The 25,049-nt window shown below is 73.3% G+C and carries 25 protein-coding genes; 11 read left to right on the top strand and 14 right to left on the bottom strand.

The annotated features are described in order from the left end of the window. Window positions 1-104: 104 nt before the first annotated feature. The 3 genes from rocD to AB0G63_RS31935 all read right to left on the bottom strand — a co-directional run bounded on the left by rocD (window position 105) and on the right by AB0G63_RS31935 (window position 2,855). The gene (rocD, locus tag AB0G63_RS31945) at window positions 105-1,331 is read right to left on the bottom strand and encodes an ornithine--oxo-acid transaminase (RefSeq protein WP_360757422.1); all 1,227 of its coding nucleotides are present in this window, start codon (window positions 1,329-1,331) and stop codon (window positions 105-107) included. Beyond that, complete coding sequence (gene ddaH, locus AB0G63_RS31940) at window positions 1,328-2,140, bottom strand: dimethylargininase (RefSeq protein WP_360757420.1); 813 nt, start codon at window positions 2,138-2,140, stop codon at window positions 1,328-1,330. Before ddaH ends, rocD begins: the two co-directional genes overlap by 4 nt. Before the next feature lie 229 nt (window positions 2,141-2,369). Beyond that, window positions 2,370-2,855, bottom strand: a complete 486-nt coding sequence (locus AB0G63_RS31935) for an Lrp/AsnC family transcriptional regulator (RefSeq protein WP_324784928.1) — start codon at window positions 2,853-2,855, stop codon at window positions 2,370-2,372. 77 nt (window positions 2,856-2,932) lie between these two features. Between AB0G63_RS31935 and AB0G63_RS31930 the strand changes: the two genes are divergently transcribed. The 4 genes from AB0G63_RS31930 to AB0G63_RS31915 all read left to right on the top strand — a co-directional run bounded on the left by AB0G63_RS31930 (window position 2,933) and on the right by AB0G63_RS31915 (window position 7,215). Then, the gene (locus AB0G63_RS31930) at window positions 2,933-3,682 is read left to right on the top strand and encodes a response regulator transcription factor (protein ID WP_360757417.1); all 750 of its coding nucleotides are present in this window, start codon (window positions 2,933-2,935) and stop codon (window positions 3,680-3,682) included. 2 nt (window positions 3,683-3,684) lie between these two features. Continuing rightward, on the top strand, window positions 3,685-4,080 hold the full coding sequence (locus tag AB0G63_RS31925; protein WP_360757427.1) for a hypothetical protein: 396 nt from the start codon (window positions 3,685-3,687) through the stop codon (window positions 4,078-4,080). 211 nt (window positions 4,081-4,291) lie between these two features. Continuing rightward, window positions 4,292-6,004, top strand: coding sequence for a cation acetate symporter (locus AB0G63_RS31920; protein WP_360757415.1), 1,713 nt, complete (start codon window positions 4,292-4,294; stop codon window positions 6,002-6,004). Beyond that, window positions 6,001-7,215, top strand: a complete 1,215-nt coding sequence (locus AB0G63_RS31915; protein WP_360757412.1) for a histidine kinase — start codon at window positions 6,001-6,003, stop codon at window positions 7,213-7,215. Before AB0G63_RS31920 ends, AB0G63_RS31915 begins: the two co-directional genes overlap by 4 nt. 3 nt (window positions 7,216-7,218) lie before the next feature. Here the strand turns inward: AB0G63_RS31915 and AB0G63_RS31910 are convergent, their stop codons facing one another. From AB0G63_RS31910 to AB0G63_RS31890, 5 genes are all read right to left on the bottom strand, one after another. Further along, window positions 7,219-7,389, bottom strand: a complete 171-nt coding sequence (locus tag AB0G63_RS31910) for a hypothetical protein (protein WP_360757409.1) — start codon at window positions 7,387-7,389, stop codon at window positions 7,219-7,221. 194 nt (window positions 7,390-7,583) lie between these two features. Further along, entirely contained in the window at window positions 7,584-8,534 is a 951-nt protein-coding gene (locus tag AB0G63_RS31905) for a cytochrome c oxidase assembly protein (protein ID WP_360757407.1), read from the bottom strand. A 103-nt stretch (window positions 8,535-8,637) separates the two neighbouring features. After that, window positions 8,638-9,663, bottom strand: a complete 1,026-nt coding sequence (locus AB0G63_RS31900; protein ID WP_360757404.1) for a 6-phosphofructokinase — start codon at window positions 9,661-9,663, stop codon at window positions 8,638-8,640. 246 nt (window positions 9,664-9,909) lie between these two features. Next, complete coding sequence (locus AB0G63_RS31895; protein ID WP_324784936.1) at window positions 9,910-10,638, bottom strand: glutamine amidotransferase; 729 nt, start codon at window positions 10,636-10,638, stop codon at window positions 9,910-9,912. 23 nt (window positions 10,639-10,661) lie between these two features. Continuing rightward, complete coding sequence (locus AB0G63_RS31890) at window positions 10,662-11,900, bottom strand: MurT ligase domain-containing protein (protein WP_324784937.1); 1,239 nt, start codon at window positions 11,898-11,900, stop codon at window positions 10,662-10,664. 112 nt (window positions 11,901-12,012) lie between these two features. Between AB0G63_RS31890 and def the strand changes: the two genes are divergently transcribed. Further along, entirely contained in the window at window positions 12,013-12,576 is a 564-nt protein-coding gene (gene def, locus AB0G63_RS31885) for a peptide deformylase (protein ID WP_360757401.1), read from the top strand. 79 nt (window positions 12,577-12,655) lie between these two features. Here the strand turns inward: def and AB0G63_RS31880 are convergent, their stop codons facing one another. Next, on the bottom strand, window positions 12,656-13,300 hold the full coding sequence (locus AB0G63_RS31880) for a TetR family transcriptional regulator (protein ID WP_324784939.1): 645 nt from the start codon (window positions 13,298-13,300) through the stop codon (window positions 12,656-12,658). 169 nt (window positions 13,301-13,469) lie between these two features. On the opposite strand from AB0G63_RS31880, the gene AB0G63_RS31875 reads away from it, so the two are divergent. Both AB0G63_RS31875 and AB0G63_RS31870 read left to right on the top strand, forming a co-directional pair. Next, the gene (locus AB0G63_RS31875) at window positions 13,470-14,696 is read left to right on the top strand and encodes an acyl-CoA dehydrogenase family protein (protein WP_360757397.1); all 1,227 of its coding nucleotides are present in this window, start codon (window positions 13,470-13,472) and stop codon (window positions 14,694-14,696) included. 886 nt (window positions 14,697-15,582) lie between these two features. Further along, complete coding sequence (locus AB0G63_RS31870; protein ID WP_360757394.1) at window positions 15,583-16,245, top strand: transcriptional regulator; 663 nt, start codon at window positions 15,583-15,585, stop codon at window positions 16,243-16,245. A gap of 8 nt (window positions 16,246-16,253) precedes the next feature. On the opposite strand, the gene AB0G63_RS31865 is transcribed toward AB0G63_RS31870, so the two are convergent. The 5 genes from AB0G63_RS31865 to AB0G63_RS31845 form a co-directional block, all read right to left on the bottom strand. Further along, entirely contained in the window at window positions 16,254-16,490 is a 237-nt protein-coding gene (locus AB0G63_RS31865; RefSeq protein WP_324784941.1) for a DUF6213 family protein, read from the bottom strand. 25 nt (window positions 16,491-16,515) lie between these two features. Further along, window positions 16,516-17,901, bottom strand: coding sequence for an NADP-dependent succinic semialdehyde dehydrogenase (locus AB0G63_RS31860; protein WP_360757391.1), 1,386 nt, complete (start codon window positions 17,899-17,901; stop codon window positions 16,516-16,518). 72 nt (window positions 17,902-17,973) lie between these two features. Beyond that, window positions 17,974-18,441, bottom strand: coding sequence for an NUDIX domain-containing protein (locus tag AB0G63_RS31855; RefSeq protein ID WP_360757389.1), 468 nt, complete (start codon window positions 18,439-18,441; stop codon window positions 17,974-17,976). Continuing rightward, entirely contained in the window at window positions 18,438-19,976 is a 1,539-nt protein-coding gene (locus AB0G63_RS31850) for an ATP-dependent DNA ligase (protein ID WP_360757387.1), read from the bottom strand. The genes AB0G63_RS31855 and AB0G63_RS31850 overlap by 4 nt, the downstream gene beginning before the upstream one ends. A gap of 41 nt (window positions 19,977-20,017) precedes the next feature. Beyond that, entirely contained in the window at window positions 20,018-20,980 is a 963-nt protein-coding gene (locus AB0G63_RS31845; RefSeq protein WP_360757384.1) for an NAD(P)/FAD-dependent oxidoreductase, read from the bottom strand. Between the two features lie 78 nt (window positions 20,981-21,058). Between AB0G63_RS31845 and AB0G63_RS31840 the strand changes: the two genes are divergently transcribed. From AB0G63_RS31840 to AB0G63_RS31825, 4 genes are all read left to right on the top strand, one after another. Then, entirely contained in the window at window positions 21,059-21,637 is a 579-nt protein-coding gene (locus AB0G63_RS31840; protein WP_360757381.1) for an XRE family transcriptional regulator, read from the top strand. 185 nt (window positions 21,638-21,822) lie between these two features. Next, entirely contained in the window at window positions 21,823-22,788 is a 966-nt protein-coding gene (locus tag AB0G63_RS31835; protein ID WP_360757378.1) for an NADPH:quinone oxidoreductase family protein, read from the top strand. Then, entirely contained in the window at window positions 22,785-23,966 is a 1,182-nt protein-coding gene (locus tag AB0G63_RS31830; RefSeq protein ID WP_360757376.1) for an acyl-CoA dehydrogenase family protein, read from the top strand. Before AB0G63_RS31835 ends, AB0G63_RS31830 begins: the two co-directional genes overlap by 4 nt. Beyond that, on the top strand, window positions 23,963-25,036 hold the full coding sequence (locus AB0G63_RS31825; protein WP_360757373.1) for an acyl-CoA dehydrogenase family protein: 1,074 nt from the start codon (window positions 23,963-23,965) through the stop codon (window positions 25,034-25,036). The genes AB0G63_RS31830 and AB0G63_RS31825 overlap by 4 nt, the downstream gene beginning before the upstream one ends. Window positions 25,037-25,049 lie beyond the last annotated feature (13 nt).

Here is a 25,049-nt window from a genome sequence, read left to right as displayed (position 1 = left end):
GTGCTTGCTTTTGGCCCTTGGGGTGGGGGGCCCGGGGGGCAGGCGGGGGGCCGCCGCGGGGGGGGGGGGGGGGGGCCCCCGCGGCCGGGCCAGGGGGCCGGTGTTCAGGCCCCCTGCGTCAGCACCTTCTCCAGCGTTCCGAGCGCCGACTCCAGCTCCTCGCCGGTGATCGTCAGCGGCGGCGCCAGCCGGATCGTGGAGCCGTGGGTGTCCTTGACGAGGATTCCCTCACCCAGCAGCCGCTCGCCGATCTCCCGGCCGGTGCCGATCGCCGGGTCGATGTCGACGCCCGCCCACAGGCCCCGGGCGCGGAAGCCGGTGACGCCCTTGCCGACGAGGGCCTCCAGGCCGTCCCGCAGGACGACGCCCAGCTCGGCCGCCCGGCGCTGGTACTCGCCCGTCTCCAGCAGCTCGACCACCGCCGTGCCGACGGCCGCGGCCAGCGGGTTGCCGCCGAACGTAGAGCCGTGCTCGCCCGGCCCCAGCACGCCGAGCACGTCCCGCCGGGCGAGAACCGCGGACACCGGCACGATGCCGCCGCCCAGCGCCTTGCCCAGCAGCAGCATGTCGGGGACGACCGACTCGTGCTCCACCGCGAGGGTGCGGCCGGTGCGGCCCAGGCCCGACTGGATCTCGTCGGCGATGAACAGACAGCCCGCGCGGCGGGTCAGCTCCCGTACGCCGGCCAGGTAGCCGTCGTCCGGCACGATCACGCCGGCCTCGCCCTGGATGGGCTCCAGCAGCACCGCGGCCGTCGTCTCGTCGACCGCCGCCTCCAGGGCCGCGAGGTCGTTGTAGGGGACGATGCGGAAGCCGGGGGTGAAGGGGCCGAAGCCCTTGCGCGCCGTCTCGTCGGTCGAGAAGCTGACGATCGTCGTCGTGCGGCCGTGGAAGTTCTCCGCCGCGACCACGATCGTCGCCCGGTCGGCGGGGACGCCCTTGACCTCGTAGGCCCACTTGCGGGCCACCTTGATGCCGGACTCCACGGCCTCGGCGCCCGTGTTCATCGGCAGCACCATCTCCTGGCCCGTCAGCTCCGCCAGGCGCTCGGCGAACTCGGCCAGGCGGTCGTTGTGGAAGGCGCGCGAGGTGAGGGTGAGACGGTCCAGCTGGCGGTGTGCGGCCTCGACCAGCAGCGGGTGCCGGTGGCCGAAGTTGAGGGCGGAGTAGCCGGCCAGCATGTCCAGGTAGCGGCGGCCCTCCACGTCCTCCACCCAGGTGCCCTCGGCCCGGGCGACCACCACCGGCAGCGGGTGGTAGTTGTGGGCCAGGACCGGCTCCTCGGCGCGGATGAGGTCGGCGGACGTGCGCGTGGTGACGGGAGCGGTCATGAGCGGATCTCCTGAGTGCAGCACTTGATGCCGCCGCCTGCCTTGCGGAACTCCGACAGGTCGACGGGGACGGGGAGGTAGCCGCGGTCGGCGAGGGCGGAGGCGAGGGCCTCCGCCTGGGGCGCGATGAAGACGTGGCGGCCGTCGGACACGGAGTTGAGACCGAACGCCATCGCGTCCTCACGGGTGGCGAGCACCGCGTCCGGGTACAGCCGCGCGAGCACCTCGCGGCTGCCGGCCGAGAACGCCTCCGGGTAGTACGCGATGTTGTCGTCGTCGAGGACGAACAACGCGGTGTCCAGGTGGTAGAAGCGCGGGTCCACCAGCGTCAGGCTGATCACCGGGTGGCCGAAGAACTCCTGCACCTCGCGGTGGGCCTCGCGGGTGGTGCGGAATCCGGTGCCGGCCAGGACGTAGCGGCCCGTCCAGACGAGGTCGCCCTCGCCCTCGCAGACGGACTCGGGCCGGTGCACGTCGAAGCCGGCCGACTTGAACCACGTGTCGTAGTGCGTGGACTCAGGGCGCCTTTCGGGCGCGTGGAAGAGGGAGCCGAAGACGCGGCCGTCGACGACGACCGCCGAGTTCGCGGCGAAGACCATGTCGGGCAGGCCGGGGGCCGGCTCCAGTACGTCGACGGTGTGACCGTGGTGGCGGTAGGCGCGGATCAGCTCCTGCCACTGTTCCTGGGCCAGGTCGGCGTCGACGGGTGCGTCGGGCCGCATCCAGGGGTTGATCGCGTACTGCACGGCGAAGTGTCTGGGTTCACAGACGAGGAAGCGCCGCCGGCGCGGCACACGGGAGTCGGGCACAGAGGGGTTCCTCCGCTTCCTGGGGTGTGGGCTGGGTTGACACCACGGTAGGAAGCGACCGATACGACCGACAAGAAACGGATATTGCGCGTCAGCGCAGGAATGCTGCGTTCTTTCCGCTCATTGCGCACGCCTGCTGCGCATACTTCCGGTACTTTCGCTCATCCGGAGGACTTGGTCGAGGCCACCCGGTCGGCGGCACACAGTCGGAAGCACCATTCGTGAGCACTCATTCGGGCGCGGGCTGACTGGCGCCCGCCTCGGGGCTCTCCGGCAGCAGATGCGACAGCACCATCACGCTGATCGTCTTGCGGATGAACGGCTCCCGGCGGATCCGTTCCAGCACCTCCTCGAAGTGCTCGACGTCCCGCGCCCGCACGTGCAGCAACGCGTCCGCGCCGCCGGTCACCGTCATCGCGGCCGTGATCTCCGGATGGTTGCGGACCACCTCCGCCAGCCGCCGGGGCGGGGCGGCGCCCTCGCAGTACACCTCGACGTACGCCTCCGTGCGCCAGCCCAGCGCCGACGGCCGCACCGTGGCCGTGAACCCGGTGATCACCCCCGTGTCCCGCAGCCGGTCCACGCGCCGCTTCACCGCCGTCGACGACAGCCCGATGGCCGCCCCGATCTCGGCGAAGCTGGTCCTGGCGTTCGCCATCAGCGCGGTGACGATCTTCCGGTCGAGCTCGTCGAACGGGGCGGGCCTGCTGTTCATGGCGGCACTGTACCCAGCGTGAACGGCCGCTCCCGGCACATGTCCAGGCGCGCGGATTGCTCCTACACTCCGGGTTCATGCTGCGCGCCCTCGCCGTCGACGACGAACGCCCCTCACTGGAGGAGCTGCTCTATCTGCTCAACGCCGACCCCCGCATCAGCAGCGCGGAGGGCGCCGGCGACGCGACCGAGGCGCTGCGCCGCATCAACCGGGCCCTGGAGTCGGGGCCGGGCGGGGCCGAGGCCATCGACGTCGTCTTCCTCGACATCCACATGCCGGGCCTCGACGGACTCGACCTCGCCCGGCTGCTGAGCGGGTTCGCCGAGCCGCCGCTCGTCGTGTTCGTCACCGCCCACGAGGACTTCGCCGTCCAGGCCTTCGACCTCAAGGCCGTCGACTACGTGCTCAAGCCCGTCCGCAAGGAGCGCCTCGCCGAGGCGGTGCGCCGGGCCGCCGAGATCGGCAACGCCGCCCCGCGCATCCCCGTGCACGAGCCCGACCCCGACCAGCTGCCCGTCGAGCTCGGCGGCGTCACCCGGTTCGTCGCCGTCGACGACATCACCCACGTCGAGGCCCAGGGCGACTACGCCCGCCTGCACACCGACAAGGGCAGCCACCTGCTCCGCATACCGCTGTCCACCCTGGAGGAGCGCTGGCGCGCCCGCGGCTTCGTCCGCATCCACCGCCGCCACCTGGTCGCGCTGCACCACATCGGCGAGCTCCGGCTGGACGCGGGCACCGTGAGCGTGCTGGTCGGCGGCGAGGAGCTGCAGGTCAGCCGCCGCCACGCGCGCGAACTGCGGGACCTGCTGATGAGGAGGACGTGATCGTGCCGCAGGACCCCGCCGAGCGCCGCGTCGTCGTCACCGGCCCGCACCGGCGCGTTCTCCCCCACGCCCGGCTCCGCTCGCGGGGGCGGTACCCGCACACCTCCGGCTACTACCGGCCGCGCACCGAGATCGACGAGCAGACCACCCTCGGCCACACCTACGTCCGCTCGCTGATGCGCACCCAGTTGCGGGCCGCCCTCGGCGTCTTCGCGGTGCTCGTGCTGCTCGTCGGACCGCTGCCGCTGGTGTTCTCCGCCATGCCCTACGCCCACCGCCTCGAGTGGGCCGTCCTCGGCTTCTGCCTGTACGCCCCGCTGGTCCTGCTGGCCCGCTGGTACGTCCGCCGCGCCGAACGCAACGAACGGGACCTCGTACGACTGGTCGAGGACCGGTGAAGCGCAGCGGCCGACGAGACCGACCACACCGAGCGACCGACCACACCGAGCGACCGACCACACCGAGCGACCGACCACACCGAGCGACCGACGAGACCGAGCGACCGATGAAGCAGTGCGACCGATGCGATGAGGCAGAGCGGCCGACGCCACCGAGCGGCGCCTGCCACCGAGCGACCGACGGGACCGAGCGACCGATGAAGAACCGCCGATGAACTCCAGCTACGCCGTCCCCGCCGTCGCCCTCGTCGTCGTGGCGACCGTCCTCGTCGGCGCGTTCGGCCTGCGCATCTCCCGCACCACCTCCGACTTCTACGTCGCCTCCCGGACCGTCGGCCCCCGCCTCAACGCGGCCGCCATCAGCGGCGAGTACCTCTCCGCGGCCTCCTTCCTCGGCATCGCAGGCCTCGTGCTGGTACAGGGACCGGACATGCTCTGGTACCCGGTCGGCTACACGGCCGGGTACCTCGTGCTGCTGCTCTTCGTCGCCGCCCCGCTGCGCCGCTCCGGCGCCTACACCCTGCCCGACTTCGCCGAGGCCCGCCTCGCCTCGCAGACCGTGCGGCGGCTCGCCGGCGCCTTCGTCGTCGGCGCCGGCTGGCTCTACCTGCTGCCCCAGCTCCAGGGCGCCGGACTGACCCTGGCGGTGCTGACCGGCGCGCCCGACCCGCTCGGCGGGATCATCGTCGCCGTCGTGGTGGTCGCCACCGTCGCCGCCGGCGGCATGCGCAGCATCACCTTCGTACAGGCCTTCCAGTACTGGCTGAAGCTCACCGCACTGCTCGTCCCCGCCCTCTTCCTGGTCCTCGCCTGGCAGGGCGACGGGGCGCCCCGGCACGTCTTCGGGGAACCGCCGTCCTTCCGCGAGCAGCGCGTGGTCACCGTCGACACCGCCCTCGACCTGAAGCTGGACCGGCCGCTGACCGTCACCGTGAGCGGCACCGTCGACGGCCGCCCGCACGACGGCCGGCCGGTGCGGCTGCCCGCCGGCACCCACCGCATCGCCCAGGGCACCCGGCTGACCTTCGCCGAGGGCGCACGGGTCCCGGCCGCCGCCCGCGGCAGCGACGGCGGCATGTCCACCTCGCTGACCGCGAGCCGCGAGGAACGCCCGCTGTACGCCACGTACGGACTGATCCTCGCCACGTTCCTCGGCACCATGGGCCTGCCGCACGTCGTCGTCCGCTTCTACACCAGCCCGCACGGCGTCGCCGCCCGCCGCACCACCGTGGCCGTGCTCGGCCTGACCGGCGCCTTCTACCTCCTGCCCCCGGTCTACGGCGCACTCGGCCGCCTCTACGCCCCCGAACTCACGATCACCGGCAACGCGGACGCCGCCGTGCTGCTGCTGCCCGACCGCATGATCGGCGGCCTGGGCGGCGACCTGCTCGGGGCGCTGGTCGCGGGCGGGGCGTTCGCGGCGTTCCTGTCCACGGCGTCCGGGCTGACCATGGCCGTCGCGGGCGTGCTCACCCAGGACGTGCTGCCCTCGCGCGGCGTGCGGCACTTCCGGCTCGGGACGGTGCTCGCCATGGCCGTACCGCTCGCCGCGAGCGTCATCGTGGGCGGGCTGCCGGTCGCGGACGCGGTCGGGCTCGCGTTCGCCGTGTCGGCGTCGTCCTTCTGCCCGCTGCTCGTCCTCGGCATCTGGTGGCGGCGGCTGACCCCGCCGGGCGCGGCCGCCGGGATGATCGTCGGGGGCGGCTCGGCGTTCCTGGCCGTGACCGCGACCATGGCGGGCTTCCCGGGCTCGGGGCCGCTGCACGCCCTGCTCGCCTGGCCCGCGCTGTGGTCGGTGCCGTTCGGCTTCCTGACCATGGTGCTGGTGTCCCTGGCCACCCCGGGGCGGGTGCCGCCGGGCACCCAGGCGATCCTGGCCCGGTTCCACCTGCCGGAGGAGCTGAGGACGGAGGCGAAGGCGTGAGCGGTTTCCTCGCCGGCCTGTGCGTGGCCGCGCTGCCGCTGCTGGCGGCCGGGTTCTGGCTCGGGCGGCGCACCGCGAGCCCGCGGAACCTCGGCGAGCTCGGCACGCCCGTCGAGCACGCCACCTTCGAGACCCTGCACACCGCGTCCCTCGCCGCGCCCCCGCTGCGGGCGGGCCTGACGGAGGAGACCGCGCGCAGGTCGGCCCGCCGACTGCGCTCGCTGCTCGGCACGGACGCGCTGTGCCTGACGGACGAGAAGGAGGTCCTGGTCTGGGACGGCGTGGGCGCCCATCACCGCTCCGAGGTCATGGAACGGCTCGCCGGCCCCCTGGAGACCGGCCGCGGCGAGGCCTTCCCGCTGACCTGCGACGCGCCCGACTGCCCGGTGCGCTGGGCCGTCGTCGCCCCGCTCACCGTCGACGACCGGGTCCACGGCACGCTCGTCGCCTGCGCGCCCCGCGAGTCCGCGGTGCTGGTGCGCGCGGCCGGCGAGGTCGCCCGCTGGGTCTCCGTCCAGCTCGAACTCGCCGACCTCGACCAGTCGCGCACCCGGCTCATCGAGGCCGAGATCAAGGCGCTGCGGGCCCAGATCTCCCCGCACTTCATCTTCAACTCGCTCGCGGTGATCGCCTCGTTCGTCCGCACCGACCCCGAGCGCGCCCGCGAGCTGCTGCTGGAGTTCGCCGACTTCACCCGCTACTCGTTCCGCCGGCACGGCGACTTCACCACCCTCGCCGACGAACTCCACGCCATCGACCACTACCTGGCGCTGGTCCGGGCCCGCTTCGGCGACCGCCTCTCCGTCACCCTGCAGATCGCGCCCGAGGTGCTGCCGGTCACCCTGCCCTTCCTGTGCCTGCAGCCGCTCGTCGAGAACGCGGTCAAGCACGGCCTGGAGGGCAAGACGGCGTCCACCGGCAAGTGCCACATCCAGATCACCGCGCAGGACGCCGGCGCCGAGGCGCTGGTGGTGATCGAGGACGACGGCGCGGGCATGGACCCCGGACTGCTGCGCCGCATCCTCGCGGGCGAGGTCAGCCCGTCCGGCGGCATCGGCCTGTCCAACGTCGACGACCGGCTCCGTCAGGTCTACGGCGACGACCACGGCCTCGTGATCGAGACCGCGCCGGGCGCCGGCATGAAGATCAGCGCCCGGCTGCCCAAGTACCAGCCGGGCGTGCACTCGGCCGGGCGGCTCGCCCGGGAGTGAGGCTCAGGTGCTGCGGGTGACGACCATGCCGAGAGTGATCAGGCCCAGCACGACCCAGCCGAACCACAGCCAGCCGTTGCTGCCGAGCGCCACCGTGTAGGCCGTCACCGCGACGAGCCCGCCGACGGTGACCACCCCCATCGTCTTCGTGGAACCGTCCGGGGAACCGGGCATCGCGACACCCTCCTCATGGTCCGCTTCCCTCCATGGTGCCCCGGTTCTGCCCCCGGACGACGCCCCTGTGCGAAACTCGCGCCCCGGCGCACGCGCCCCTGCGCGCTTTTCACGCAGCGGGCGCACCACGCAGCGGGCTCAGCCCGGCCGGTGGCTCATCACGCCGGTGGCTCATCACGCCGGGGCGCGGACCGTCAGCGCCCGCGCGCGTCCAGCGAGGCCAGGTAGGCGTTGTACGCCTCGAGCTCCTTGTCCCCGTCGCGGTCGGCGGCCCGGTCCTTGCGCCTGGCCTGCCGCTGCTCGGAGCCGTACCACTGGAACAGCAGGGCCAGCAGCACCAGCACGGACGGGACCTCACTGAACGCCCAGGCGATGCCGCCGGCCGCGCTCTGGTCGGACAGCGCGTCGATGCCGAGGGAGGCGGGCGGGTTCTTGAACGTCTCCACCATGGTCGTGGACGCCATCATCAGCGCGATCCCGAAGAAGGCGTGGAACGGCATGCCGGCGAACAGCTCCAGCATCCGGATCAGGTAGCCGGGCCTGTTCGGTCCCGGGTCGACGCCCATGATCGGCCAGAAGAACACGACGCCGACGGCGAGGAAGTGCACCATCATCGCGATGTGCCCGGTCTTGGAGCCCATCAGGAAGTCGAACAGCGGGGTGAAGTACAGCGCGTACAGGCTCGCGATGAACATCGGGATGGTGAACAGGGGGTGCGTGATGAAGCGCATGTAGTGGCTGTGCAGCAGCATCAGCAGCAGCTCGCGGGGCCCCTTGCGGCCCCGGGGCGCCGTCGGCAGCGCGCGCAGCGCGAGCGTCACGGGGGCGCCGAGCAGTATCAGGATCGGCGAGAGCATGCTGATCACCATGTGCTGCACCATGTGCACGCTGAACATGACCATCCCGTAGTCGTTCAGCCTGGTGCACATCACGAGCATGATCGTCAGCACGCCGGTGACGAACGCCACCGTCCGCCCCACCGGCCACTTGTCACCGCGCCGGACCAGCCGCACGACCCCCCATCCGTACAGCGCCAGCGCGAGCAGGCAGGCGACGAGGAAGAAGGGGTCCGCGGACCACTCCAGCCCCCGTCCCAGGGTGAACGGCGGCAGGTCCATGGTCGTGCCGTGACCGCTGTGATCCATCGGCCGGCTCCTGATTCGTGGGGGTTGTGCGGCTCTGTCCGCACCAGAGTAGAACCGCCCCCGGTCACGGCTGCGACCGGGGGCGGGACAACGCTCCGCGGAGTCAGAGCACGCACTCCGCCTCGTCGTAGCGCTCCGCGGGAACCGTCTTCAGCGTCTCCACGGCCTCCGCCAGCGACACCATCACGATGTCGGTGCCGCGCAGCGCCGTCATCATGCCGAACTGCCCGCGGTGCACCGCCTCCACGGCGTGCCACCCGAAACGGGTGGCCAGCACGCGGTCGTACGCCGTCGGGGTGCCGCCGCGCTGCACGTGCCCGAGGATCACCGGCCGGGCCTCCTTGCCGAGCCGCTCCTCCAGTTCGACGGACAGCTGGCGGGCGATGCCGGCGAAGCGCTCGTGGCCGTAGACGTCCGTGCCGCCCTCGTCGAAGTCCATGGTTCCCGGGCGCGGCTTGGCGCCCTCCGCGGCGACGACGATGGCGAACCGCTTGCCCTGGTCGAACCGTTCACCCACCCGCGCGGCCAGCTCCTCGATGTCGAAGGGCCGCTCGGGGACGACGACGGCGTGCGCGCCGGCCGCCATGCCGGAGTGCAGCGCGATCCAGCCGGTGTGACGGCCCATGACCTCCACGACGAGCACCCGCTGGTGGGACTCCGCGGTGGTCTTCAGCCGGTCCAGCGCCTCCGTCGCCACGCCGACGGCCGTGTCGAAGCCGAAGGTGACGTCGGTGACAGCGATGTCGTTGTCGATGGTCTTCGGCACGCCCACCACGGGCAGCCCGCCGTCCGACATCAGACGGGCCGCCTTCAGCGTGCCCTCGCCGCCGATCGGGATGATCGCGTCCAGACCGAGTTCCTCGACGTGGCTCCTGGCCCGCTCGACGCCGTCACGCAGGTGCGAGGGCTGGACCCGGGAGGAGCCGAGGATCGTGCCGCCGCGAGCCAGGATGCCGCTCACCGCGTCGAGGTCGAGCTTGAGGTAGTCGCACTCCAGGAGGCCCTTCCAGCCGTCCCGGAAGCCGATGACCTCGTCGCCGTGGTCGACGACGGCGCGGTGCACGACGGACCGGATGACGGCGTTCAGGCCGGGGCAGTCGCCGCCGGACGTGAGGACACCAATGCGCATCGCCCGAAAACCTTCTCAACGTGGGCCGGGGCCGGACCGCGTCGTCCGGCTCGATCCCCGCCACCCTAGCGGCATTCGGGGGCGGGGCAGCACCGTGCGTCCGCCTGCTGGACGACCCCGCTCACCTGTGCGTTCGGGCCGTCAGACGGGCCCGCTCACCTGTGCGTACGGGCCCTCGGACGGGCTGGTGAAGGAGAGCTTGAGCGCAGGTGTCGGGCGGGTTGCCGGACCGCTGCGCTACTGCACTCACGCAGGCTGCTGCGCGGCCGCGATGCGCTCGTTGCGAAGCGCCTCGTACCACCGGTCGTCCGCCGGCGGCAGCGCGTTCACGTCGAGCGCCAGCTTCAGCAGCAGGTCCGCGATCAGCGGGTTGCGTGCGAGCACCGGACCGTGCATGTACGTGCCGAAGACGGTCTCGTTGTACGCGCCCTCCGTGCCGTCGCCCGTGCCGTTGCCGTTGCCCAGGCGCGTCTTGGCCAGGGGGCGGGCGGTCGGGCCCAGATGCGTGACGCCCTGGTGGTTCTCGAAGCCGGTCAGCGGGGGCAGGCCAAGCCGCGGGTCGATGTCGGCGAGCACGTCACCCACGCACCGCGCGCCCTCGCCGCGCACGGACACCACGTCCAGCAGGCCCAGTCCGGGCTCGCGCTGGCCGAGGTCGTTGATGAACTCGTGGCCGAGGATCTGGTAGCCGGCGCACACCGAGAAGACGATCGCGCCGTTGCCGACGGCCCGGTGCAGACCGCCGTCGCGGCGCAGCCGCTCGGCCGCGAGCCGCTGCGGACGGTCCTCGCCGCCGCCGATCAGGTAGATGTCCCCGGAGGTCGGGATCGGCTGGTCGCTGCGCACGTCGAGCCGGGCCACGTCGAGGCCGCGCTGCCGGGCCCGGCGCTCCACGACCAGCACGTTGCCCTGGTCGCCGTACGTGCTGAGCAGGTCCGGGTAGATCCAGACGATCCGCAGCTGGTTGTCGCTCACAAAAGTCCCCTGACGTCTCGTGCTCAGTTGCCGACGCGGCGGCGCAGGTCCTGGAAGGCGGTGTAGTTGGCGATGACCTCGATCCTGCCCGGCGGGCAGGCCTGCACCGCCTGGTCGAGGTTGTCGCACACCTGGAACTGCTGGTCGGCGACCTCCAGCCGCACCGCGAGGTCCAGCTTCCGGTCACCGATGACGCAGATCGGGTGGCCGGTCAGGCGCGTGTAGTCGACGTCCCACAGCCAGGAGGTGTCGGTGCCGTCGGCGCCGCGCGCGTTCACGGAGAGGATCACCGGGGTGGGCGGCGGATCGATCAGGCTGAACGTCTCCAGCCAGCCGGCCGGGTTCTTCGCCAGCAGCAGCCGGAGGTCGCGGCCCTGGAACTGGACGACGTCGTAGCGCCCGGCCACCGCCTGCACCTGGTACATCCGCTCCAGCGCCACCTGCGGCGGCACTCCGAAGACGGCGGCGACGGCCGCGGAGGAGGCGGCGTTGGCCTTGTTGGCGCGGCCCGGCAGCTGCAGGTGGATCGGCCAGGCCGAGCCGTGCGGGTCGAGGACGTGGTCGCCGGACAGCGCCCAGCTCGGCGTGGGCCGCCGGAAGCCGCACTCGCCGCAGAACCAGTCGTCGCCGGGCCGCTGCATCACGCCGCCGCAGGACGGGCAGGACCAGGCGTCGTCCTTCCACATCTGCCCGGCGGCGACCCAGACCACGTTGGGGGAGGAGGACGCGGCCCACACGACCAGCGGGTCGTCGGCGTTGGCGACGATCACCGCCTTGGACCCGGCGAGCCCCTCGCGCCAGTTCTCGGCGAGCATGCGGGTCTCCGCGGCGCGGTCGAGCTGGTCGCGGGAGAGGTTGAGCAGGGCGATGCACTTGGGGGCGGTGTCCCGGGCCACGCCCGCGAGGTACTTCTCGTCGACCTCGATGACGCCGTAGCGCGCGTCCGAGCCGCCGGCCAGCGCCGAGGTGATGCCGGCGGGCATGTTGGCGCCGAGCGCGTTGGAGACCACCGGGCCCGCGGCCCGCAGCGCCTCGGCGATCAGCCTCGTGGTCGTGGTCTTGCCGTTGGTGGCCGAGACCAGTACGACGTCGAGGTTCTGGGCCAGCCGGGCGAGGAGGTCGGGGTCGAGCTTGAGCGCCACCCGGCCGCCGATCACCGAACCGCTGCCGCGCCCTGCGGCGCGCGATGCCGCCGCGACCGCCTTGCCGGCGGTGACGGCGATCTTGGCCCGCGGCGTGAGCGGGTCCGAGTTGCCTGCCATCAGTTCTCGATCCTCCTTGCGTACGCGCCGCGCTTCTGCCTGACGGCAACGTGGTGGTGGTCAGCCTATTCGAGATCCATTCGCACTCCCGAATCGCCGTACCCTAGCGGCCATGCGAAACGGCTCCATTCCGGGCACACGCGGACGCGTCCGGCCCCTCACCTTGTTCGGCGACCCGGTGCTGCACGCGCCCTGCGCGGAGGTCACGGACTTCGGCGACGAACTGGCGGCCCTGGTGGAGGACTTGTTCGCGACGATGTACGCGGCGCGCGGCGTGGGGCTGGCGGCGAACCAGGTGGGGGAGCCGGTGCGGGTGTTCGTCTACGACTGCCCGGACGACGAGGACGTGCGGCACCTCGGACACGTGGTCAACCCCCGGCTCGTGGAGGCCGACGGGGTGGTCGTGCGGGGCCCGGAGGGCTGCCTGTCCCTGCCCGGACTGGAGGCCGGCACACCACGCTACGACCATGCCGTGGTCGAGGGCTTCACGATGACCGGGGAGCCCGTCACCGTGCACGGAACGGGGTTCTTCGCGCGGTGCCTGCAGCACGAGTGCGACCACCTCCGGGGCCGGGTGTACGCGGATCACCTCACGGGGTGGCGCGGCCGCAGGCTGCGCAGGCAGGTGGCGAAGGCGTCCTGGAGCCGGGGCGGCGCCGCGTCGGACGGGGAGTGACCGGGACCTGGAAACCGGGGAGCTGGAATCCGGGGAGCCGGAAACCGGGACCTGGAAACCGGGACCTGGAGACCGGGACTTAGAAACCCGGACCGCCCACCCGGTCGCCGGCCGCCGCCAGCCTGCCCCACAGCAGGTCGGCCAGGCTCCGCACCAACTCCGCGCGCGAGCAGGGCCGTTCGCCGAGCCACCAGTCGCCCGCCGCGTGCATCATCCCGACGATCCCGTGTCCCCACACCCGCGCCAGCTGCTGGGTGCCCGGTCCGAGGTCCAGCCGTTCCTCGATGACCTGCGCCAGTTCCTCGCCCATCCTGCGCAGCAGCGGCGCGGAGTGCTTGCCCACGTCGAAGCCGGGGTCGCCGGGATGGCCGCCCTCCGCCGGATGCATCAGGAAGCGGTAGACCTGCGGCCGTGCCTCGATCGCCGCCAGGTACGTGTCCAGGGTGGCCTCCACGCGTTCCCTGCGGTCCGCCGGGGCGTCCAGCGCGGCCCGCAGCGAGGCGAGGAGGGCGTCCGTGTGCCGCTTGGCCAACGCCGCGTAAAGTCCGCCCTTGTCACCGAAGTGCCGGTACAGGATCGGTTTGGTGATGCCGGCCTCCGCCGCGATGGCGTTCATCGAGGCCTGCGGCCCGTCGCGCAGCACCACTCTGTCGGCGGCCTCCAGCAACTCGCGCCGGCGGCGGTCGGCGGACCGCTGCTGATCGGTCCGCTGCGTGGTGTCCATGAGCTCTCCCCACCCGTGCTGATTCGGTGACGCCAGCGCAAACTAACACCCAAGCCGCCCTCCGCATCGAACGGGCTGCCGACCGGTCATCGGGAGTTGACTTTTCCTACCGACCGGTAACAGACTCCTGTTACCGCTAGTAACACATTGCACCGCCGCTGGAGGGGACATGGCCGAGTTCACCATGGAGCTCAACGACGAACAGAAGGAGGTCCGAGACTGGCTGCACGGCTTCGCCGCCGACGTCATCCGGCCCGCGGCCGCCGAATGGGACGAGCGTGAGGAGACTCCCTGGCCGGTCATCCAGGAGGCCGCGAAGGTCGGCATCTACTCCCTGGACTTCTACGCCCAGCAGTACTTCGACGCCACCGGCCTCGGCATCCCGATGGCGATGGAGGAGCTGTTCTGGGGCGACGCCGGCATCGCCCTGTCGATCGTCGGCACCGGCCTCGCCGCGGTGGGCGTCCTCGCCAACGGGACCGAGGAGCAGATCGGCACCTGGATCCCGCAGATGTACGGCGACGTCAACGACGTCAAGGTCGCCGCCTTCTGCTCCTCCGAGCCCGACGCCGGCTCCGACGTGGCCTCCATGCGCACGCGCGCCGTCTACGACGAGGCCAAGGACGAGTGGGTGATCAACGGCACGAAGACCTGGGCGACCAACGGCGGCATCGCCAACGTCCACGTCGTCGTCGCGGTCGTCGACCCCGAGCTGGGCTCCAAGGGCCACGCCTCCTTCATCGTCCCGCCGAACACCCCGGGACTGTCGCAGGGGCAGAAGTTCAAGAAGCACGGCATCCGCGCCTCGCACACCGCCGAGGTCGTGCTGGAGGACGTCCGGGTCCCCGGCTCCTGCCTGCTGGGCGGCAAGGAGAAGCTGGACGAGCGGCTGGCCCGAGCCCGCGAGCGGGCGAAGTCGGGCGGCGAGCGCGTCAAGAACGCGGCGATGGCCACCTTCGAGGCCTCCCGCCCGGCCGTCGGCGCGATGGCGGTCGGCACCGCGCGCGCCGCCTACGAGGTCGCCCTCGACTACGCCAGGACCCGCGAGCAGTTCGGCCGCCCGATCATCGACAACCAGGGCGTCGCCTTCCAGCTCGCGGACATGCGCACCCAGATCGACGCCGCCCGCCTGCTCGTCTGGCGCGCCTCCTGGATGGCGATCAACGGCAAGCCGTTCACGGCGGCCGAGGGCTCCATGTCGAAGCTGTTCGCGAGCGAGACCGCCAAGAAGGTCACCGCGCAGGCGATCCAGATCCTCGGCGGCAACGGCTACACCCGGGAGTACCCGGTGGAGCGGATGCACCGCGACGCCGCGATCTACACCATCTTCGAAGGCACGAGCGAGATCCAGCGCCTGGTGATCGCCCGCACCCTGTCCGGGATGCCGATCCGCTAGCGCGGCGCACCTGGTCCGGCGGCACCCGCCGCCCGCCCGATCCCGAGCAACCGCCCCGTCCGGAGGCGCCGCCCGCGTCCGGGCGCCAGGCCCACCGGCCCGGCGCCCGGACGGCGGCACGACGGGGGCGGGGCGGCCCGGCCGATCCGGCCGCGCGTGGCGGCGCGGGCGCGGTGAGCCGCGCCGCCTGGTGGCGATGGGCGCGGCCGGGTGGCGGGGACGCGTCCGGGGGTGCCGGCCCGGCGGTTGGCCGGCGGCACGACGACGAGTGTGCTGGGGGGCGCAGCGTCTCCGGCCGGTCCGGCCACCCGCAGCGGCAGAGGCACGGTGAGCCGCGCCGCTCGGTGGCGGTGACGCGTCCGGGGTGCCGGCTGGCGGTCGGCTCGATGACGGGCGTGCCGGGGGCTCGCACGACCCCGGCCGATCCGTCTGCCCGTGGCGGCACAGGCACGTCTGCGGTACCGGCCCTGCGGTTGGCTCGACGACGGGTGTGGCGGGGGCTCGCAGCGGTTGCGACCGGTCCGGCCACCCGCAGTGGCAGCGGCACGTGAGCCGCGCCGCCCGGTGGCGGCGGGTGTGGTCGGGTTGCGGGGCCGCGTCTGGGAGTGGCGGCCCTGCGGTGGACTCGACGACGAATGTGCCGGGGCTCGTAGCGATGGCTCCGGTTCGGCCGTGCGGGGCGGCAGCGTTCGCCGCGCCGGCAGCGGCGCGGTGGTCGGCGCCGATCGGCTGTCCGGCGGCCGGTCGCCGGGCTGCCGCGGACGTCGGGACCGGACGCCGTTCGGCCGAACGTGTCTCGCGGGACCGCGGCGGGTCCGGGACGCTTGGCGTCGAGGCGGGGGCTCGGCACCCCGGAGACCTCGCACCCGGACCCACGGAGGACGCGATGGCGCGGACGGCCACGGAACTGCTGGAGACGACCACCGCGCAACTCGCCCCGGACCCGCGGGCCAACCCCCTCGTCCCGCTCATCGAGCGAGGCGCCGCCCCGCGCGAGACGCTCGCGGCGCTCGCCCTGGAACAGGGCTGGGTGATCCCGGCGGACCGCCGGGCCTTCCTGCACCTGGCGCGGCGCGCGGCGGACCGGCCGGAGACGGCCGCGTTCTTCACCACGCTCGCCGAGGGAGAGGCGCTGGCGCAGCAGCGGCTGGCGGCGTTCGCGCGGGCCTGCGGCGTCGACGAGACCCGCGCCCGCGAGTACCGGCCGCTGCCGGGCTGCCAGGCGTATCCGGCCTGCGTCGCCTGGCTGGCGCTCAACGCCGCACCGGCCGACGCGGTCCTCGCGCTCACCGCCAACTTCTCCGCCTGGGGCGGCTACTGCGCGCGGATCGCCGCATCCCTGCGCTACCACTACGACTTCACGGACGAGGCCTGCACGTTCTTCGACTTCTTCGCCCGGCCCGCTCCGGAACTGGAGCGCGCGGCGACGGAGGCGGTCCGGGCGGCCCTGGACGAGGGGACCCTCGACGAGTCCCGCGCGTACACCTACGGCCGCCTGCTCCAGAACTACGAGGCGATGTTCTGGTCAACGCTGACGCAGACGGCCTGACCGGCCGCTCACCCGGTCCGGCCGCTGCTGTGCGCGATGCACGCCACGTCGATGCGGTCGGCGAGCTTGGCGAGCTCGATCGTCAGCGCGGCCACCGTGTCCTCGTCGAGTCCGCCCTCCCCGGCCTCCACCAGATGCAGCCACCGCCCGCCCACGGTCCGTAACAACTTGCTTACGTCGGCCGCGGCCACCTGCAAGGTACCGCGGTCGTCGACGATCAGAGGCAGGGTCACTTCGCGGTTCACAGACGGGATGGTAGCCGCGCGGCGCTCACGCACCGTGCCAAACCGTGGTGATGTTGCAGAACTCGCGTATTCCGTGCCCGGACAGCTCACGCCCGAACCCGGACCGCTTGACCCCGCCGAAGGGGAAGGCCGGGTGGGAGGCGGTCATCCCGTTGAAGAACACGCCGCCCGCCTCCAGGTCCCGGGCGAACCGGTCGGCCTCGGCGTCGTCCCGCGTCCAGACACTCGAACTCAGCCCGAACGGCGAGTCGTTGGCGATCAGCAAGGCCTCGTCCAGGTCGCCCGCCCGGTACAGCGTGGCCACCGGACCGAAGGCCTCCTCCCGGTGGATCCGCATCTCCCGGGTGACGCCGGCCAGCACGGTCGGCGGGTAGTACCAGCCGGGCCGGTCCGGCCGTTCACCGCCGCACAGCACGCTCGCCCCGCCGCGCCTGGCGTCGTCGACCAGTTCCTCCAGGTCGGTGCGCCCCTGCTCGCTGGCCAACGGCCCGATCTCGGTGTCCTCGTCCATCGGGTCGCCGACCTTCAGCGCCGCCATCCCCGCGACGAACCGCTCGGCGAAGGCGTCGTAGACGTCGGTGTGCACGATGAACCGCTTGGCGGCGATGCAGGACTGCCCGTTGTTCTGCACCCGCGCGGTCACCGCGACCCGCGCGGCCCGGTCGACGTCGGCGGACGGCATCACCACGAACGGGTCGCTGCCGCCCAGTTCCAGCACCGTCTTCTTGATCATCTCCCCGGCGGTGGAGGCGACCGCACGGCCCGCGGGCTCGCTGCCGGTCAGCGTGGCCGCCTTGACGCGCTCGTCCCGCAGCACGTCGTCGACCTGCGCGGAGCCGATCAGCAGGGTCTGGAAGCAGCCCACCTCGAAGCCGGCCCGGTGGAAGAGGTCCTCCAGGTACAGCGCGGTCTGCGGGACGTTCGAGGCGTGCTTGAGCAGGCCCACGTTGCCGGCCATCAGCGCGGGCGCGGCGAACCGCACCACCTGCCACAGCGGGAAGTTCCACGGCATCACCGCGAGGACGGGGCCCAGCGGCCGGTAGCGCACCCGGGCGCGGGTGGCGCCGGAGTCGTGCACGTCGGACTCGTCCGGCTCCTCGTCGGCGAGCAGCGCCTCGGCACGCTCGGCGTACCAGCGCATCGCCCTGGCGCACTTGGCGGCCTCGGCGCGGGCCTGCCCGACCGGCTTGCCCATCTCGGTGGTCATCACCCGTGCGATGTCCCGCTGGTCCTGGTCCAGCAGTTCGGCGGCCCGGTTCATCAGGCGTGCGCGGTCGGCGAAGCCGGTCGTGCGGTAGGTGCGGAAGGTGGCCTCGGCGAGCTGGAGCCGCCGCTCGACCTCCTCCTCGTCCATGGCCTCGTACGTCTTGACCGTCTCGCCGTTCGCCGGGTTCACCGTCGCGATGGGCATGACCGACCTCCTCCTGAGCGGACCTGCTTCGACCTTCCCGCGCGGCGCGGGGCGGCGCAACGCGTGGGACCGTCAGGCCGAGTGCTCAGCCAGGCGGTCGAGAAACGCCGTCTGCGCCCTGACGATCACCTCGCGGGCCCGCTCCAGGGCGAACCAGGCCACGCGGTCCAGTTCCGGGAACTCCTCCAGGCGGCCCGATCGCGGCGGCCACTCCATGCGGAACGTGCCCGGGACGACCGTGGCCGGATCGAGGTCGGCCTCGACCGCCCAGGCCGTGACGACCTTGCCGCCGGACTGCCGGACCTCGCCGAGCGGGACGGCCTCCCCGTCGGGCGGCGGCAGTCCCAGCTCCTCTTGGAACTCGCGGCGGGCGGCCTCCCGCGCGCTCTCCTCGCCGGGCTCGTACTCGCCCTTCGGCACGGTCCAGGCGCCGGCGTCGCGCCGGGCGAAGAACGGGCCGCCCATGTGACCGAGCAGCACCTCCAGGCCCTCGCCGGTGCGCCGGTACAGCAGCAGGCCCGCGCTGTGCCGGGCCGTCACGGGCGCACCCGCGGATGTGCGGCGAGCAGGGTCTCGACGGTGTCGGCCTCCTCGGGGCGCTTGTCCTCGCGGTAGCGCAGCACGCGGGCGAAGCGGAGCGTGACGCCGGCCGGGTAGCGCGTGGACCGCTGCAGGCCGTCGTAGGCGATCTCGACGACGAGTTCGGGGCGTACGGTCACCCCCCACCCCTTGTCCTCGACGGCCAGTTCCCGCAGGCGCTCGGTCTGCCAGGCGAGCATCGCGTCGGTCATGCCCTTGAAGGTCTTGCCGAGCATGGCGAAGGAGCCGTCGGCGTCGCGGGCGCCCAGGTGCAGGTTGGACAGCTTGCCCGTGCGGCGGCCGTGGCCCCATTCGGCGGCCAGGACCACCAGGTCGAGCGTGTGCACGGGCTTGACCTTCAGCCAGGACGCGCCGCGCCGGCCCGCGCTGTAGGCGGCGTCGAGGGCCTTGACCACCACACCCTCGTGGCCGCGCGCCAGCGTGTCGGCGAGGAACCGCTCCGCCTCGGCGGTGTCACCGGGGCCGGAGACCACGGTGCGGCGCACCCGCATCGGCGCGGGCACCAGCCGCGCCAGCTCCGCGTGCCGCTCGGTGAACGGCAGGTCGAGCAGGTCGCGGTCCGCCACCGACAGCAGGTCGAAGAAGACGGGACTGACCGGGACCGTCTCCGCGGCCGTGGCCACGTCCAGGCTGGAGCCGACGCGGCCGGCGATCTCCTGGAAGGGGCGCGGCCGGCCGGCCTCGTCGAAGGCGATGACCTCGCCGTCCAGGACGAAGCGCTCGCCCCTCAGCCGCAGCGCCGCACCGGCCACCTCGGGCAGCCGGGCGGTGATGTCGTCGAGGGTGCGGGTGTAGATCCGCACGGCGTCGCCGTCGCGGTGCACCTGCACCCGGATGCCGTCCAGCTTCTCCTCCACCGCCGCGGCGCCGAGCTTGCCGACCGCCTCGGCCACCGACGAGGCGCTGTGCGCCAGCATCGGCAGGACCGGCCGGCCGACGGTGAGCCGGAACCGCTCCAGCGCCGCCGGCCCCTCCCCGAGCAGGGCCTGCGCCACCGCCTGCAGCGAGCCCGCCAGCATCACCGCCCGGCGCACGTCCGCGGGCGGCGCCCCGGTGGCCTGCGCCAGCCCTTCGACCGCGACGGCGTCCAGGGCGCCCTGCCGTACCTCGCCGGTGATCAGGCCGATCAGGAACCGCTGCTCGTCCGCCGTGGCCGCGCCCATCAACTCCCCGACCAGCCGGACCCGTTCGGCCTGGGCGCCGGCGCCCGACACCTTGCCCAGCCCGGTCAGTCGGGCGTCGACCTCGCGCACCGTCAGGGACGGCTCGGCGGCCGGGGGGACGGGCCGGCTCAGCACCTTCCAGCCGATGCCGAGCCGCCCCTGCGGCAGCCGTCCCGCCAGGTAGGGGATGACCACCGGCACGTCGTCCGCCCCGGCCTCCCGGAACAGCTCGGCGAGCAGGGCTTGCTTCCGGGACCGCGCCGAGGTGGCGGCGACCTCCCGGGACACGTGGGCCAGCCGGGCTAGCAGCATGCAGTCATGGTGCACCGCGGGCGGCCCCGCTACACCTGCGCCTATGCCCGCACCGCGCTGTCGAGGTCGCTCATCAGCAGCTCCCCGTTGAGCGTGGCGGCCGCGCGGTAGCCGCCGGCCGCCGCGTTCACGACCTGCTCGGCGAAGCCCCGCACGTTGCCGGCCGCCCACACGCCGGGCACGGTCGTCAGGCCCGTCTCGTCGACCACCGGATAGGCGCCGAACGGCGTCTCGTGCAGCTCGGCGCCCAGCCGCCGCAGCAGGTCCGTGCGCGGGACGGCGCGGGGCGCGGTGAACAGGACCTCCAGGCTGTGCGTGGTGCCGTCCGCCAGCCGCACGCCGGTGAGCCGGTCGTCGTCGGCCACCAGCCCGGCGACCTCGCCGGGCACCGTCCGCACACCGGCCGCGGCGAGCCGGCGCAGGTCGTCGTCCGACAGGTCCGACTCGGTGACCGTGTGCGGGAAGAAGGTCACGTCCTTCGACCACTGGGTGACCATCAGCGCCTGGTGCACGCTCGCCGGCGTCGTCGCCAGGACGCCGAAGGCCCGGTCGCGGACCTCCCAGCCGTGGCAGTACGGGCAGTGCAGCACGTCCCGGCCGAAACGCTCGGTGACGCCGGGAACGCCCGGCAGCTCGTCCGCGAGGCCCGTGGCGACGATCAGGCGGCGGGCGCGCACGGTACGGCCGCTCTCCAGCGACACGGTGAAGCCCGGCGCGACATCGACCGCCCGGTCCCGGACCAGCTCGACGCCGTAGCGTGCGATCTCCTCGCGGCCGACGGCCAGGAACTCGGCCGGGGACATGCCGTCCCGGGACAGATAGCCCTGCATGTGGGCGGCCGGCGCGTTGCGCGGCTCGCCCGCGTCCACGACCAGGGTGCTGCGGCGGGCCCGGCCGAGGACCAGGGCGGCGGACAGCCCGGCCGCGCCGCCTCCGACGACCACCACGTCGTACTTCTCCGCCTTTTCCGCCTGCTGGGGCTTCCGGGTCGTGCTCTGGGTCATCGATGACCACCTCCACGCAGAAGGTGGCCCGGGCGCTGCCGCATTGACAAACCTGTTTGCCGAAACTGCAATGACCGCATGAGTGACGACACGGACGAGGTCCTCGCGGAGGTCGGCCCGCGGCTGAGGCGGCTCCGCAAGGAGCGGGGCGCGACACTCGCCGCGCTGTCGGCGGCGACCGGCATCTCGGTGAGCACGCTGTCGCGGCTGGAGTCCGGGCTGCGCAAGCCCAGCCTGGAGCTGCTGCTGCCGCTCGCGCGGGCCCACCAGGTGCCCCTGGACGAGCTGGTCGGCGCCCCGCCGGCCGGCGATCCGCGGGTGCGGTCGAAGCCGGTCGTGCGGGGCGGGCGCACCCACTGGCCGCTGACCAGCAGGCCCGGCGGCCTCCGGGCGTACAAGGTGCTCGAACCGCGGCGGAAGGAGGCGCCCGAGCCGCGCAGCCACGAGGGCTACGAGTGGCTGTACGTGCTGTCCGGCCGGCTGCGGCTGGTGCTGGGCGAGCACGACGTCGTGCTGACGGCGGGCGAGGCGGCCGAGTTCGACACGCGGACGCCGCACTGGTTCGGGTCGACCGGGGAGGGGCCGGTGGAGTTCCTGAGCCTGTTCGGGCCGCAGGGCGAGCGGATGCACGTCCGGGCGCGGCTCAAGCGGTCGTGATGCGGTGCCGGGTGCGGCCCGGGCGGTCGTGATGTGGTGCCGGGCGTGGCCCGGGCGGCAGTGACGCGGTGCCGGTTGCGGGAGGGCTGTTCCCTGATGGGCAAGCGACCGCTTAGTATGCGGTCGGTCCCGGTCCACGCCGGGGCCGGCCCCGGTCCGACGACGCAGTCCCGTGGAGGCACGGCATGCAGGCATGGCAAGTGCACGAGAACGGCGAGCCGAGCGAGGTGATGCGGCTCGAGGAGGTGCGGACGCCCACGCCGGGCGACGGCCAGGTCCTGCTGAAGGTGCGCGCCGCGAACATCAACTTCCCGGACGCCCTGCTGTGCCGGGGCCAGTACCAGGTCCGCCCGCCGCTGCCCTTCACGCCGGGCGTGGAGATCTGCGGCGAGACCGAGGACGGGCGCCGCGTGATCGCCAACCCGGCGCTGCCGTACGGCGGCCTCGCCGAGTACGCCGTCGCGGACGCCGCCGCCCTCCTGCCCGCGCCCGGCTCCCTGGACGACGCCGAGGCCGCCGCCCTGCACATCGGCTACCAGACGGGCTGGTTCGGGCTGCACCGCCGGGCCGGTCTCCAGGCCGGCGAGACGCTGCTGGTGCACGCCGCCGCCGGAGGCGTCGGCAGCGCGGCCGTCCAGCTCGGGAAGGCGGCGGGCGCCCGGGTCATCGGCGTCGTCGGCGGCGCCGAGAAGGCCGCCGTCGCCCGCGAGCTGGGCTGCGACCTCGTCGTCGACCGGCGCGCCGAGGACGTCGTCGCCGCGGTCAAGGAGGCCACCGGCGGGCGGGGCGCCGACGTGATCTACGACCCCGTCGGCGGCGCGGCGTACGCGCAGTCCGCGAAGGTCGTCGCCTTCGAGGGGCGGATCGTGGTCGTCGGCTTCGCCAGCGGCACCATCCCCAGCCCGGCGCTCAACCACGCCCTGGTGAAGAACTACTCGATTCTCGGCCTGCACTGGGGCCTGTACAACACCAAGAACCCGAAGCTGGTCCGGCACTGCCACGAGGAGCTCACCGAACTGGCCGCCCGGGGCGCCATCAAGCCGCTGGTCAGCGAGCGCGTGCCGCTGGGCGGGGCGGCGGGCGCCGTGCAGAAGGTGGCGGACGGCCTGACCACCGGCCGCGTCGTCGTGACCCTGGAGGAGACGGCATGACCGACGTCGAGGAACTGCGCCGCCGTACCCGCGACCTGCTGGCCGCCAACCCGCCCGCGACCACCGGCCGCCTGGACTTCCTGCGGGCCCGCTTCGACGCCGGTCTCGCCTGGGTGCACTACCCCGCGGGCCTCGGGGGTCTCGGCGCGCCACGCTCCCTCCAGGCCGTCGTGGACGCCGAGCTGGAGGCCGCCGGCGCCCCCGACAACGACCCCCGCCGCATCGGCATCGGCCTCGGGATGGCCGCGCCGACCGTTCTGAAGTACGGCACCGAGGAGCAGAAGCGGCGCTATCTGCGGCCCCTGTGGACCGGCGAGGAGGTCTGGTGCCAGCTCTTCAGCGAGCCCGGCGCCGGGTCCGACCTGGCCGCGCTGGGCACCCGCGCCGTCCGTGAGGGCGACACCTGGGTGGTCGACGGGCAGAAGGTGTGGACCTCCAGCGCCCACCTCGCCCGCTGGGCCATCCTCATCGCCCGCACCGACCCGGACGTGCCCAAGCACCAGGGCATCACCTACTTCGTCTGCGACATGACCGACCCCGGCGTCGAGGTCCGCCCGCTGCGCCAGATCACCGGCGAGGCCGAGTTCAACGAGGTCTTCCTCACCGGCGTGCGCATCCCCGACTCGCGCCGGCTCGGCGAGGTCGGCGACGGCTGGCGGGTCGCGCAGACCACGCTGAACAACGAACGCGTCGCCATCGGCGGCATGCGGCTGCCCCGCGAGGGCGGCATGATCGGCCCGGTGTCGAAGACCTGGCGGGAACGCCCGGAGCTGCGCACCCACGACCTGCACCAGCGGCTGCTGAAGCTCTGGGTGGAGGCCGAGGTCGTCCGGCTCACCGGCGAACGCCTGCGCCAGCAGCTCACCGTCGGCCAGCCCGGCCCCGAAGGCGCCGGCATGAAGCTCGCGTTCGCCCGCCTCAACCAGGAGATCAGCGGCCTGGAGGTCGAACTCCTCGGCGAAGAGGGCCTGTTGTACGACGACTGGACCATGCGCCGGCCGGAGCTGGTGGACTTCACCGGCCGCGACGCCGGATACCGCTACCTGCGGTCGAAGGGCAACAGCATCGAGGGCGGGACCAGCGAGGTCCTGCTGAACATCGTCGCCGAGCGCGTTCTGGGCCTGCCCGCCGAGCCGCGCACCGACAAGGACGTCGCCTGGAAGGACCTGGCCCGATGACCGACCTGCTGTACTCGGAGGAGGAAGAGGCGCTGCGCGCCGCCGTCCGCGCCCTGCTCGCGGACCACTGCGACGCGGCGGGCGTCATCGCACGCACCGAGTCGGACGCCCCGCACGACATCCGGCTGTGGAAGGCGCTCACCGACGGCATGGGCCTCGCCGGTCTGCTGGTGCCCGAGGAACTGGACGGGCAGGGCGCCACCTATCGGGAAGCCGCCGTCGTGCTGGAGGAACTGGGGCGGGCGGTCGCGCCGGTGCCGTATCTGACGAGCGCGGTCGTCGCCACCGAGGCCGTGCTGGCCTGCGGGGCCGACGACCTGCTCAGCGAGTTGGCGTCCGCCACGACCGTCGGCGCGCTCGCCGTCGGCCTGCACACCGCGCCGGGCGCGGCCTTCCCGGCCGTACGCGTCGACGACGGCGCGCTGCACGGGGAGCTGACGGGCATCGCCGACGCGGCCGGCGCCGACGTGCTGCTGGTGCCCGCGGACGACGGCGGGCTGTACGCGGTCGCCGCCTCGCACGCCACGGTCACCCCGCAGGTGTCCTTCGACCTCACCCGGCCGCTCGCCACCGTCGCCCTCGACGGAGCCCCGGGCCGCCGGCTGGGAGACGCCGAACCCGCCGTGCGGCGTGCCCTGCGCGCCGGCGCCGGGCTGCTCGCCTCCGAGCAACTCGGCCTCGCCGAGTGGACGCTGACCGAGACGGTGCGCTACCTGAAGGAGCGCAAGCAGTTCAACCGGCCGGTCGGCGGCTTCCAGGCGCTCAAGCACCGGCTCGCCCAGCTGTGGCTGGAGGTCGTCGGCCTCCGCGCCGCCGCCCGCAACGCGGCCGACGCGCTCACCGTCGGCGAGGACGCCGACATCGCGGTCGCCGTCGCCCAGGCGTACGCGGCGCCCGTCGCCGTCCACGCCGCCGAGGAGGCGCTGCAGTTGCACGGCGGCATCGGCATGACCTGGGAGCACCCGGTCCACCTGTACCTCAAGCGGGCCAAGGCCGACTCGATCGCCTACGGCACGGCGGGCGCCCACCGCGCCTCGCTCGCCGGACTGGTCGACCTCCAGGCCCCCTGAGATCACACGGAAC

The organism is Streptomyces sp. NPDC020996, assembly GCF_040641355.1.
Lineage (GTDB): Bacteria > Actinomycetota > Actinomycetes > Streptomycetales > Streptomycetaceae > Streptomyces.
The sequence above is the reverse complement of the archived record's forward strand: the minus strand, read 5'-3'. Positions and strand labels throughout refer to the sequence as shown.

Excerpts from the sequence above, each read along its gene's own strand:
- rocD (WP_360757422.1), bottom strand. The coding sequence starts at position 1,331 with ATGACCGCTCCCGTCACCACGCGCACGTCCGCCGACCTCATCCGCGCC.
- AB0G63_RS31935 (WP_324784928.1), bottom strand. The coding sequence starts at position 2,855 with ATGAACAGCAGGCCCGCCCCGTTCGACGAGCTCGACCGGAAGATCGTC.
- AB0G63_RS31930 (WP_360757417.1), top strand. The coding sequence starts at position 2,933 with ATGCTGCGCGCCCTCGCCGTCGACGACGAACGCCCCTCACTGGAGGAG.
- AB0G63_RS31920 (WP_360757415.1), top strand. The coding sequence starts at position 4,292 with ATGAACTCCAGCTACGCCGTCCCCGCCGTCGCCCTCGTCGTCGTGGCG.
- AB0G63_RS31910 (WP_360757409.1), bottom strand. The coding sequence starts at position 7,389 with ATGCCCGGTTCCCCGGACGGTTCCACGAAGACGATGGGGGTGGTCACC.
- AB0G63_RS31905 (WP_360757407.1), bottom strand. The coding sequence starts at position 8,534 with ATGGATCACAGCGGTCACGGCACGACCATGGACCTGCCGCCGTTCACC.
- AB0G63_RS31900 (WP_360757404.1), bottom strand. The coding sequence starts at position 9,663 with ATGCGCATTGGTGTCCTCACGTCCGGCGGCGACTGCCCCGGCCTGAAC.
- AB0G63_RS31890 (WP_324784937.1), bottom strand. The coding sequence starts at position 11,900 with ATGGCAGGCAACTCGGACCCGCTCACGCCGCGGGCCAAGATCGCCGTC.
- def (WP_360757401.1), top strand. The coding sequence starts at position 12,013 with ATGCGAAACGGCTCCATTCCGGGCACACGCGGACGCGTCCGGCCCCTC.
- AB0G63_RS31880 (WP_324784939.1), bottom strand. The coding sequence starts at position 13,300 with ATGGACACCACGCAGCGGACCGATCAGCAGCGGTCCGCCGACCGCCGC.
- AB0G63_RS31875 (WP_360757397.1), top strand. The coding sequence starts at position 13,470 with ATGGCCGAGTTCACCATGGAGCTCAACGACGAACAGAAGGAGGTCCGA.
- AB0G63_RS31870 (WP_360757394.1), top strand. The coding sequence starts at position 15,583 with ATGGCGCGGACGGCCACGGAACTGCTGGAGACGACCACCGCGCAACTC.
- AB0G63_RS31860 (WP_360757391.1), bottom strand. The coding sequence starts at position 17,901 with ATGCCCATCGCGACGGTGAACCCGGCGAACGGCGAGACGGTCAAGACG.
- AB0G63_RS31850 (WP_360757387.1), bottom strand. The coding sequence starts at position 19,976 with ATGCTGCTAGCCCGGCTGGCCCACGTGTCCCGGGAGGTCGCCGCCACC.
- AB0G63_RS31845 (WP_360757384.1), bottom strand. The coding sequence starts at position 20,980 with ATGACCCAGAGCACGACCCGGAAGCCCCAGCAGGCGGAAAAGGCGGAG.
- AB0G63_RS31840 (WP_360757381.1), top strand. The coding sequence starts at position 21,059 with ATGAGTGACGACACGGACGAGGTCCTCGCGGAGGTCGGCCCGCGGCTG.
- AB0G63_RS31835 (WP_360757378.1), top strand. The coding sequence starts at position 21,823 with ATGCAGGCATGGCAAGTGCACGAGAACGGCGAGCCGAGCGAGGTGATG.
- AB0G63_RS31830 (WP_360757376.1), top strand. The coding sequence starts at position 22,785 with ATGACCGACGTCGAGGAACTGCGCCGCCGTACCCGCGACCTGCTGGCC.
- AB0G63_RS31825 (WP_360757373.1), top strand. The coding sequence starts at position 23,963 with ATGACCGACCTGCTGTACTCGGAGGAGGAAGAGGCGCTGCGCGCCGCC.